Origin of the sequence: Propionivibrio sp., from assembly GCF_016790145.1 — a bacterium.
GTDB lineage: Bacteria > Pseudomonadota > Gammaproteobacteria > Burkholderiales > Rhodocyclaceae > Propionivibrio.
Map to the genome: position 1 here is coordinate 1 of NZ_JAEUOI010000057.1, position 9,113 is coordinate 9,113.

Genomic DNA, 9,113 nt, shown 5'->3' on the forward strand with positions numbered 1-9,113 from the left:
CGGCGAGTCGCTGGTGTTCATTGTCCTCAAGGACTACACGCCGAAGAAGGAAGTGCCGGACGCCTGGTATCAGGTGCGCAAGAAGATCGGCGATATCAGGCACACCCTGCCGTCCGGGGTGCAGGGGCCGTTCATCAACGACGAATTCGGCGATACCTTCATCAATCTCTTTGCCTTGACCGGCGACGGATTCGACCTCGCCCGGCTGCGTCAGGAGGCGGATCGCGTGGCGCGCGAGTTGCGTCGGGTGGCGGACGTCAAGAAGGTTGAACTGATCGGCGTTCAGGACAAAAAGATCTTCGTCGAGATCTCGCACACCAAATTGTCCTCGCTCGGTCTCGACCCGCTGCTGATTTTCGACGCGCTGCAAAAACAGAACGCGATGGCCCCTTCCGGTTTCTTCGAGACGGCGTCGGATCGTGTGCGCATTCGCGTGTCCGGCGATTTCAGCTCGCTTGAAAGCGTCCAGGCGACCGGTATTCAGGCGGGCGGGCGACTTTTCCGGTTGGGCGATATCGCCACCGTCAAACGCGGATTTGTCGATCCGCCGGCACCGCGAATGCGCTTTCAGGGGCAGCCGGCGGTAGGTATCGCCATCGCCATGAACAAGGGCGGCGATGTCATCAGGCTCGGCGAGCGGCTGCGCAGCGAGGTGGCGCGTCTGCAGAAGGATTTGCCCCAGGGTATTGATATTCACATCGTGGCCGATCAGCCGGAAATCGTTCTCCAGTCGATCAGCCTGTTCATGTCGTCATTGAGCGAAGCCGTCGTCATTGTGCTGGCCGTTTCCTTCCTCAGTCTGGGGCTGCGCACGGGGACGGTGGTGGCGCTGTCAATACCGCTGGTGCTGGCGATTACTTTCCTGCTGATGGAACTGTTCGGGATTGATTTGCAGCGTATTTCGCTCGGCGCACTGATTATCGCGCTCGGTTTGCTGGTTGATGACGCGATCATCGCCGTCGAGATGATGGTGGTCAAAATGGAACAGGGCTGGGATCGCTTCCGGGCGGCAACCTTCGCCTACACCTCGACGGCCTTTCCGATGCTCACCGGCACCCTGATCACGGTCGCCGGCTTTACCCCGGTTGGATTTGCCAGGTCCGGTGCGGGTGAATATACCTTCTCGATTTTTGCCGTGGTGAGCATTGCACTGATCGTTTCCTGGGTCGTGGCGGTGGTGTTTACGCCCTATCTCGGCTACAAGATTCTCGATGCAAAGAAGTTGCAGGCCAGGGCGCTGGAGCATGGGCACGATATCTATGAAACACCGTTCTATCGGCGGGTGCACGCCAGTGTCGATTGGTGCGTTCGGCATCGCTGGCTGGTGATTGGCGCGACGCTTGTCGCTTTTATCCTGTCGCTGGCGGCCCTCGGCACGGGCGTTCAGAAGCAGTTCTTTCCGGCGTCGGCGCGCCCCGAATTGCTGGTCGATCTGTGGTTGCCGCAGGGGGCGTCGCTGACGGCGACCGAGACGCAGGCCATGAAGATCGAGCAACTGTTGCTCAACGAGCCGGAAATGAAGAAGTCGGTCAAGCAGTTTGCCAGCTACATCGGCAATGGCAGTCCGCGTTTCTATTTGCCACTCGATCAGCAGTTGTTCAATGACAATTTTGCGCAGTTTGTCGTGGTCACCCACGGCATCGAGGCGCGCGAGGATCTGAAACGACGGCTGGAAGCACATTTCTCGGCCGAGAATGCCGATTGGCAGACCGGCCTGGCCAATACGCGGGTACGCGTACTGCGTCTGGAAAATGGCCCGCCGGTCGGCTACCCGATCCAGTTCCGCGTATCCGGTGAAAACATCGACGAACTGCGCCATGCCGCCGAACAGGTGGCTACCGTCATGCGCGCCAATCCGCACGTGAAGGGCGTGAATTTCGACTGGAACGAGATGGGCAAGACCGTGCGTCTGGAGATTGACCAGGATCGCGCGCGTGCGCTCGGCATCAGCTCGCTCGATCTGTCGAATTCGATCAACCTGCTGCTCTCCGGTACCAGCATCACTGCCATGCGTGAGGGCGATCAACTGATCGATGTGGTGGTGCGCGCCCGCGGCGACGAGCGCGCCCGCCTGTCTGCGCTGGCCGACATCACCATCCGCACGGCCAGTGGACGCTATGTGCCGCTCGCCCAAGTGGCGAAGATTCATTACGAACTCGAAGACGGGCTGATCAATCGTCGCAACCGGTTGCCGACGGTAACGGTACGCGCCGACATTCGCGACCACGTTCAGGCGCCGGTGGTTTCTGCACAGATCAACCCACAGCTCGATGCCGTGCGTGAAAAACTGCCGCCGGGATTCCGTATCGAACTTGGCGGGGCAACAGAGGAAGCGGCCAAGGGCGAGGATTCGATCAAAGCCGTGATGCCTATGATGTTGATGGGCGTCGTGACCCTGCTGATGATCCAGTTGCAGAATATCGGGCGTACCGTTCTCGTTCTGCTCACCGCACCGCTCGGTCTGATCGGGGTGGCGATTGCGTTACTGGTGTTCAACGTTCCCTTTGGTTTTGTTGCCAACCTCGGTGTAATTGCACTGTCCGGGATGATCATGCGCAACTCGGTGATTCTTGTTGATCAGATCGAACAGGACGAAAAGGCCGGCAAGCCGACCTGGGACGCTATTGTCGGTTCGACCGTGCGCCGCTTCCGTCCGATCATGCTGACCGCCGCCGCCGCCATTTTGGCCATGATTCCGCTGACGCGCAGCGTGTTCTGGGGGCCAATGGCCTTCTCCATCATGGGCGGCTTGCTGGTGGCTACGCTGCTGACGGTGTTTTTTCTGCCGGCGCTTTATGCGGCGTGGTATCGGGTGAAACCGGTCGACAAAATAGCGCAAGGGGTGTCCGGTGCTTAGTGAAGGGATTTTCGGCGGAGCATATCCCGACGACGGTAGTCGATACCGCCGATTGTCGGGTTATGCCGCTAAGCAAATCCTCCTGGGTTACGCAGCTAACCCGACTTGCGCAACTGTATAATCACCGATTGTTGAGTCAATGTATATAAGTTTGTGCTAATATAACTTTTGTAACGGGGAATACCATGGTCGCAGCGACGATGAACATCGAAAAAGCACGTTTCAACATGATCGAACAGCAGATCCGTCCCTGGCAGGTGCTGGATCCCACCGTGCTGAGCCTGTTGTCGCTGGTCAAGCGCGAGGATTTCGTTCCTGCCGCGTACAAGGATCTGGCATTTGCCGATCTCGAAATACCTATTGGAACCAGCGGCAATCCCGGCCAGAAGATGCTTGCGCCAAAGATTGAAGCCCGCATGCTGCAGGAACTGGGCGTCAGAAATACGGATACGGTACTCGAGATTGGTGCCGGTAGCGGCTATATGGCGGCCCTTCTCGCGGCGAAGGCCGAGTACGTTTATAGCGTCGAAATCGATCCGGGCCTGGCCGAGATGGCCAGAAGCAACTTGCAGCGTGCCGGAGTCGCCAACGTCCGGGTCGAGACCGGAGACGGTGCGCAAGGCTGGCCGGCCAGGGCACCGTATGATGCGATCATGATCTCGGCATCGACACCGGTGTTGCCCGACGCGATACTTCGTCAACTCAAGATCGGTGGCCGGCTGGTGGCCGTTGTCGGCGAGGTGCCGGCCATGCAGGTGCAGCTGGTGATGCGCACCGCAGAGAATGCGTACAACACGATCAATATTTTTGAAACCGTCATTGCGCCGCTGGCCAACGCCACGCAGAGCGACAGATTTGTTTTCTAGCATGTGTAATGAGGTCAGCAGCATGGGTCTGAAAGCATCGGCAAGCCGCCTGTCTCTCCTGCTTGGAGCATTGCTCTATGCGGCGCCGGCGTTTTCGGCAGACCTCATGCAGGTCTATCGGGAGGCGTTGACCAACGACCAGCAGTATATGGCGGCTCGGGCAGCGGCGGAGGCCGGACGCGAAAAAGGGCCGCAAGGGCTGGCCGGATTGTTGCCGACCGTCAGTGCAACAGCCAATACGGTGTGGAACGAAAACAAGTACAACGGAACGAATCTGGGTAATAAGGTGAATGCGAGCCGGGATTTCAACAGCAACGCCTATAACGTCAATCTGACGCAGCCCTTGTTCCGCTGGCAGAATTTCATGCAGTACGGTCAGGGCAAATTGCAGGTGGTGCAGGCCGAGGCGAATTTTGCGCAGGCGTCGCAGGATTTGATTCTGCGCGTTGCCCAGGCCTACTTCGACGTGCTCTATGCTCAGGAGAGTCTGAAGGCGGTACGCGCCAACAAGGAGGCGATTGGCCAGCAACTCGAGCAGGCAAAAAAGAGCTTCGAGGTCGGGACGGTAACCATTACCGATTCCCAGGAAGCCCAGGCGCGTTTCGATCTGGCGAGTGCTCAGGAAATCAAGGCTGAAAGTGATCTGGAAGTAGCGCGTTACTCGCTGCGTGTCATCGTCGGCAAGGATTCCGGCGAACTCAATCGTCTCAAGCCACAGGCCGAACTGAAGCCGCCGCAACCGGCCAGCATGGACAAGTGGGTCGATGCCGCCGTCCAGGACAGCTTCACCGTCCAGGCCCAGCAGGCAGCGGCTGAGGTAGCCGCCAAGGAAGTAGAGCGCATGCGCGCCGGACATTACCCGACGATCGATGTTGTCGCCAATTACGGTAAAAATAATTCTGCGCTTTCGTTTGTAGGTAACGATAGTCTGGAAACAACAGCGCGAAATATAGGCTTGCAGCTCAATGTCCCGATATTTCAGGGCGGCTACGTCAACTCCAAGACGCGCGAGGCGGTGGCCAACCGGAATGCCGCCGAAGCGACGCTTGAAAGCGCCAAACGGACGGCCGCGCTCTACGTGCAGCAATCCTATCTCGGCGTGGTGAATGGCCTGGCCCAGGTGCGGGCGCTCGATGCGGCGCTGATTTCGAGCATCAGCGCGCTCGAATCGAACAAGCTGGGTCTCGATGTGGGCGTGCGCATCATTATCGACGTGCTCAACGCCGAGCAACAGGTTTATTTGACCCGGCGCGATCTGGCCAGGGCACGCTTTGACACCCTGCTTTCGCAGCTCAGGCTGAAAGCCGCCGTCGGATCGCTCGGCGAGGCCGATCTGGAACAGATCAATCCGCTGTTCGAGGCGCCGTAATTTCACGGATCAGCGCCAGTGTTCTGGCCGTCGCACCGCGATGCGCCTGAGAAAAACTGGCGGCGGCAGCGCGCATCGAGTGCAGGGCTTCCCGATTTTCCAGCAGCTTCCCGACTTCGCTTGCGGCGTCATCCGCATCGGCGATCCTGCGCGCCGCGCCGCAAGCTATCGCGTCTTCAGTCGCCTGAGCGAAATTGAAGGTATGCGGGCCGACCAGTACCGGGCAGCCACAGGCGGCGGCCTCGATCAGATTCTGTCCGCCGTAGGGCAACAGCGTTCCGCCGATCAATGCCACATCCGCCAGTGCGAAATAGGCGGGCATTTCGCCCATGCTGTCACCAATCAAGACCCGAGTTATATGTGACGGCAGTGAGCCCTCGCTACGCCGGCAAAACGCGAACTTGCGTCCCTGAACCAGCGCGAGCACTTCGGAAAAACGTTGCGGGTGGCGTGGTACCAGCAACAGAAGCAAATCGGGCCGATTGATGCGGGCGAAGGCGTCGAGGATGAGCACTTCTTCGCCCTCACGCGTGCTGGCGGCCAGCCACACCGGGCGCGAACCGAGTTCGCGCCGCCACTCGGCGCCGAGTTGCAATTTTTCCGCTGACGGAGTGACGTCAAACTTGAGGTTGCCGCAAACGCTGACGCGCCGGGCACCGATCGCCAGCAGCCGCTCCGCATCGGTGGGTGTTTGTGCCGCGACGGCGCGCAGCGTGTCGAGTGCCGGGCGCATGAGCGGCGATAATCGCTGGTAGCCGCGTTGCGAACGTGCGGAAAGACGGGCGTTCACCAGCGACAAGGGCAGGTTGCGCTGCCTGGCAGCGGCGATCAGGTTGGGCCATAGCTCAGTCTCCATGAGCAGTCCGAGGCGCGGCTTGAAGTGGTCGAGGAAACGGCCGCAGGCGTCGGGCAGGTCGTAGGGGAGGTAGGCCTGCATCAGCCGGGGACCGTATTTGGCGATCAGTTCGGCGCCGGTTGCCCGACCGGTCGGCGTCATGTGCGTGAGCAGCAGCGAGTGATCCGAATACTCGTCAAGCAGTGCCTTGATCAGCGGCTCCGCTGCGCGCGTCTCGCCCACCGAAACGGCATGCAGCCAGAGCAGCCGGCCTGGAGCAGCCTGGGAATGGAAACCATAGCGTTCGCCAAGGTGCCGCAGATACTCCGGCTGCTTGCGCGCACGCCACAACAGGCGAAGCCAGACGAGCGGCTGGACGAGGTAGAAAAGCAGGGAATAGAAAAATCGCGGCATCAGCGCAGTTTCTGGTCTGCCACGGTCATGACTTGGGCCGCAGTTGGCGGGTGACCCGGCGCACCGAGGTTGTGGAATGAACCGGTTCCATAGACACCGGTGAGTGCCGGATCGGTTGAAATGTAAAGGGCAATGGTCGGCACGCGCAGCGCCGTGGCCAGGTGGGCCAGTCCGGTATCGACGCCGATGACCAGACCGGACCCGCCGATCAGGCCGGCCAGTTCATGCAGGCTCAGCGGAGGGGCGACGATGGCACCGGGAACGGCAGCGACAATTCGCTCGGCACGCTGCCGTTCAAGCGCATTGCCCGACGGGAAAACCGGGGTCAGTCCACGGTTGATCAGGGCCTGGGCGATAAGCATCCAGTTGCCTTCAGCCCACAGCTTGTCATCGCGGCTGGTCGCTGTTAGCAGAACGACATGGCTTCCCTTGGCGAGCCAGGGGAAGTTTACGGCAGGACTAATGACGCCGTAATCCAGCGGCAAGTCGACAGGGGTGTTGAAGGCAGCAGCAGCCAGCCAGCGATTGCGTACAACGGCGTGTGCGTTGGGCGGGATGACGAAGGTTTCATCGTAAAAGCGGGCGGCCAGGGGTTCGCGTGCGACTTCCGCCGCGTAGCCGTAGCGTCTGCCGCTCGCCTGTCTGGCGATCAGCGCACTCTTGATCAGACCCTGCGTATCGAGGATGGCATCGTAGGGTGTCTGCCCAAGGTGTTTCCTCAATGCGCCAATCTCGCGCCAGGTATTCCAATGCCCCGGCGTTTTTCGCCAGCGCCGGAGAGCGACGGTGACGATCTCGCTGACATCCGGATGCAGACGCGGGATATCGGCAAACGCTTCTTCGACGCACCAGTCAATCCTGGCCTCGGGAAAACAACGGCGAAGATCGCTAACGACTGGCAGGTTATGAATGACATCGCCCAGCGACGAGGTTTTGACCAACAGGATGCGCATCGGCGAGTAAAATAGCGAAACAGGAAAGGCTGCATTATAAGAGATTGAATGGCTGGAATTTGAAACCCTTTCGCCTACCGTAATAATGCAAAATAAGTAGGTTGGATTAACGATAGCGAAACCCGACGCCTCTGGATACGTCGGCTAGCTACAAATAATTTCTACACTCGCTCTAGCCGTGGCTGTAGTGGTTTTATATGCGACACGGTATTTATACTTAACTCGAAAGGAATAGTCTTGATTCTGGTGACAGGCGGGGCAGGCTTCATTGGTGCCAACTTCATTCTTGACTGGCTGCGCGAGAGCGACGAGCTGGTACTTAACCTCGACAATCTGACCTACGCCGGCAACCTGGAAAATCTGGCCGAGCTGGTCGGTGATCCGCGCTATGCCTTCGTCCATGGCGATATCGGAGATCCGCAACTGATTGACGGTTTGCTTCAAAAGCATCGACCGCGCGCAGTGATCAATTTTGCCGCAGAGAGCCACGTCGATCGCTCGATTCATGGCCCTGGCGAATTTATCCAGACCAATATCGTCGGCACCTTCAACCTGCTCGAAAGCGTGCGTGCCTTTTTCACCTCGATGAGCGATGCCGAACAGTCGGCGTTTCGCTTTCTGCACGTTTCGACTGACGAGGTTTATGGCTCGCTTACGGCTGACGACCCGGCGTTCAAGGAAACCAATCGCTATGAGCCGAACAGCCCATACTCGGCGTCCAAGGCGGCGTCCGATCATCTGGTGCGCGCCTACCACCACACATACGGCCTGCCTGTGCTGACCACCAATTGCTCCAACAACTATGGCCCTTACCAGTTTCCCGAAAAACTGATCCCGCTGATGATCGTCAATGCGCTGGCCGGCAAGCCGCTGCCGGTTTATGGCGATGGACAGCAGGTACGCGACTGGCTGTATGTCACGGATCATTGTGTGGCGATCCGGCACGTCCTCGCCGACGGTCGCCTTGGCGAGACGTATAACATCGGTGGCTGGAACGAGAAGCCGAACCTTGATATTGTTCATGCCGTGTGTGGCTTGCTCGATGAACTGCGCCCGCGTGCCGACGGCAAGCCCTATCATGAGCAGATTACCTACGTTACCGATCGGCCGGGACATGATCGGCGCTACGCCATCGATGCGAGCAAAATCGAGCACGAACTCGGCTGGCGACCTGCGGAAACCTTCACTACCGGTATCCGCAAGACCGTGCAGTGGTATCTTGATCATCAGCATTGGGTGGGTAATGTGCAATCGGGCGCTTACCGGGATTGGGTCGAGAAAAACTACGGGGGGAGAAGCGAATGAAGATCCTGCTGTTCGGCAAAAGCGGTCAAGTCGGCTGGGAATTGCAACGCAGCCTGGCGCCGCTGGGGCAGGTGATTGCCCTCGATTGCGACAGTGCCGACGGACTGTGCGGCGACTTTACCAACCGCGCTGGCCTGGCCGGGACGGTCCGGCGCGTGGCACCGGACGTCATCGTCAATGCCGCCGCCTATACGGCGGTCGACAAGGCCGAGTCAGAGCCTGAACTGGCGCGCAGGATCAACGCACTGGCCCCCGGCGTACTGGCGGATGAAGCTCAGGAACTCGATGCCTGGCTGGTGCACTATTCGAGCGACTACGTTTTCGATGGGAGTGGTGAAAAACCCTGGCTGGAGACCGATGCCACCGGGCCGCTCAGCGTTTATGGGAAAACCAAGCTTGACGGCGAGCTGGCCGTCGCTCGCTGTGAAAAACATTTGATCTTGCGCACCAGTTGGGTCTATGCGGCGCGTGGTGCGAATTTCGCCAAGACCATGCTTCGTCTGGCGCAAGAGCG

Annotated in this window: 7 protein-coding genes; 5 read left to right on the forward strand and 2 right to left on the reverse strand. The window is 59.4% G+C overall.

The window, feature by feature from the left end:
* From JNM42_RS05580 to JNM42_RS05590, 3 genes are all read left to right on the forward strand, one after another.
* Positions 1 to 2,857: efflux RND transporter permease subunit (locus JNM42_RS05580; protein WP_294267455.1), on the forward strand; the 2,857-nt coding region annotated here is incomplete at its 5' end.
* Positions 2,858 to 3,057: 200 nt separating this feature from the next.
* On the forward strand, positions 3,058 to 3,723 hold the full coding sequence (locus JNM42_RS05585; protein WP_294267469.1) for a protein-L-isoaspartate O-methyltransferase: 666 nt from the start codon (positions 3,058 to 3,060) through the stop codon (positions 3,721 to 3,723).
* Between the two features lie 22 nt (positions 3,724 to 3,745).
* Complete coding sequence (locus JNM42_RS05590) at positions 3,746 to 5,092, forward strand: TolC family outer membrane protein (RefSeq protein WP_294267458.1); 1,347 nt, start codon at positions 3,746 to 3,748, stop codon at positions 5,090 to 5,092.
* On the opposite strand, the gene waaA is transcribed toward JNM42_RS05590, so the two are convergent.
* Both waaA and waaC read right to left on the reverse strand, forming a co-directional pair.
* Entirely contained in the window at positions 5,067 to 6,344 is a 1,278-nt protein-coding gene (waaA, locus tag JNM42_RS05595; protein WP_294267472.1) for a lipid IV(A) 3-deoxy-D-manno-octulosonic acid transferase, read from the reverse strand. The two genes, JNM42_RS05590 and waaA, sit on opposite strands and share 26 nt — an antisense overlap.
* Positions 6,341 to 7,294, reverse strand: a complete 954-nt coding sequence (waaC, locus tag JNM42_RS05600; RefSeq protein WP_294267460.1) for a lipopolysaccharide heptosyltransferase I — start codon at positions 7,292 to 7,294, stop codon at positions 6,341 to 6,343. Before waaC ends, waaA begins: the two co-directional genes overlap by 4 nt.
* 237 nt (positions 7,295 to 7,531) lie before the next feature.
* Between waaC and rfbB the strand changes: the two genes are divergently transcribed.
* The gene (gene rfbB, locus JNM42_RS05605; protein ID WP_294267462.1) at positions 7,532 to 8,599 is read left to right on the forward strand and encodes a dTDP-glucose 4,6-dehydratase; all 1,068 of its coding nucleotides are present in this window, start codon (positions 7,532 to 7,534) and stop codon (positions 8,597 to 8,599) included.
* Positions 8,596 to 9,113 (forward strand): sugar nucleotide-binding protein (locus JNM42_RS05610; protein WP_294267466.1); only part of this gene is annotated, 518 nt, incomplete at its 3' end. The genes rfbB and JNM42_RS05610, both read left to right, overlap by 4 nt.

What these genes read in the sequence shown, in the direction of transcription:
- JNM42_RS05585 (WP_294267469.1), top strand. Translation starts at nt 3,058, where the DNA reads ATGAACATCGAAAAAGCACGTTTCAACATGATCGAACAGCAGATCCGT.
- JNM42_RS05590 (WP_294267458.1), top strand. Translation starts at nt 3,746, where the DNA reads ATGGGTCTGAAAGCATCGGCAAGCCGCCTGTCTCTCCTGCTTGGAGCA.
- waaC (WP_294267460.1), bottom strand. Translation starts at nt 7,294, where the DNA reads ATGCGCATCCTGTTGGTCAAAACCTCGTCGCTGGGCGATGTCATTCAT.